Raw genomic sequence first — 1279 nt, forward strand, 5'->3', positions numbered from 1 at the left:
AAAAAAGGCGTTATCCTAAAAAACATTAACGGTATTTTCATACCATCAAGCTATTTATTAGTGATTTATAAAGAAAAGATAAAGGGTGATGATTTATAAAACCCCGAAAAAATTGCCAGTAAAACAATGTTGGTAAAACAATATCTATAAAACAATGTCAGTCAAAATAAATCGGATATGATTAACGTTCGTTTAAACGTAAAACCATGATATATCATAATGTTTAAATTTCGCAAAAAGCATATAGCCAAAAGATAAAAAACGATTAAAACCAGATACCGATTAAAATCATACGTTAAAAAAATAACTTTTAATCACAGTTTAAAACCTGCTCTGGTTTTATACCCTATGGATTTCAAGTTGCATCGCGGCGGCAAGGGAGTGAATCCCCGGGAGCATAGATAACTCTGTGACCGGGGTGAGCGAGTGCAGCCAACAAAGAGGCAGCTTGAAAGATGACGGGTATAGCATTGGATAGTTATGACCGTACCTGTAATCGACAAGCGCCGATTGGGCAACCACAATTAACAAGGTGCCCCTCCAGCGCGACAGGTATTCCTTTTATATTGAACAAGTTAGAACCTTCCGCAATCACGCCGGTTTGTTTACAGGCGGGACAAAACACCGGGGCACCTTTACAGGCAACCGAGAGTTGCTGGTTTACCAAATCGGAACCATTTAAAACCTCGCCTCCGGTTGTTGTGGTATCACCTTTAAGGATAATTTTTTTACTCTCCACGACACTTCGCATTATTTACTCCGTCATATTTTCCGTTTCTCGTACTAAATGCCAGATCGTTGTGCCCGGTTCTGCACCTTCAACATCAAAAGCCATCGCCCCCTGAGCAAAGAAATACTGTTTGTCAGGCAGGCTATCGGTTCGCCAGATCCCACTGACCAGTGCAGGATGGTCACCTCTCAAAGGGGTCACTTGTAGCGGTCCCCGGTCATAACGGGCATACCAGGCCAGGGTAGAAGTTGAATTAAAATGACCTTCACCATAGAAGTGCAATGAATGGCCTTCACGAGGTATCACCCGTATCGGACGTATCAGTTGGTTAATGGCAAAATAACTCTCCGGGACACTGCTTGGCAGTGGCGTTAAGTCCGGGTATTGACCGGCCCGGATTATCAGACCATTGGAATAAGAACTAATCACCACATCCCGGTAGGGACGCAGCACCTGACGTATCCAATATTCCCCACCCAGTCGGTTTACAAATCGCTTGGAAAGTAAGGTGATCCAGTTAATACCACGGATGGAATGCCCATACTGCAA

2 protein-coding genes are annotated in these 1279 nt (G+C 43.2%); both read right to left on the reverse strand.

Going from position 1 to position 1279, the window contains the following annotated elements:
• Positions 1–478: 478 nt before the first annotated feature.
• A complete protein-coding gene (locus tag CKY02_RS23055; protein ID WP_112897011.1) occupies positions 479–751 on the reverse strand; it encodes a PAAR domain-containing protein in 273 nt (90 codons plus the stop codon).
• A gap of 3 nt (positions 752–754) precedes the next feature.
• Positions 755–1279, reverse strand: a 525-nt coding sequence (locus CKY02_RS23060) for a type VI immunity family protein (protein ID WP_146747497.1), incomplete at its 5' end; no start/stop codon positions are given.

Source organism: Photorhabdus bodei (assembly GCF_003287735.1).
Lineage (GTDB): Bacteria > Pseudomonadota > Gammaproteobacteria > Enterobacterales > Enterobacteriaceae > Photorhabdus > Photorhabdus kayaii.

What these genes read in the sequence shown, in the direction of transcription:
- CKY02_RS23055 (WP_112897011.1), bottom strand. Translation starts at nt 751, where the DNA reads ATGCGAAGTGTCGTGGAGAGTAAAAAAATTATCCTTAAAGGTGATACC.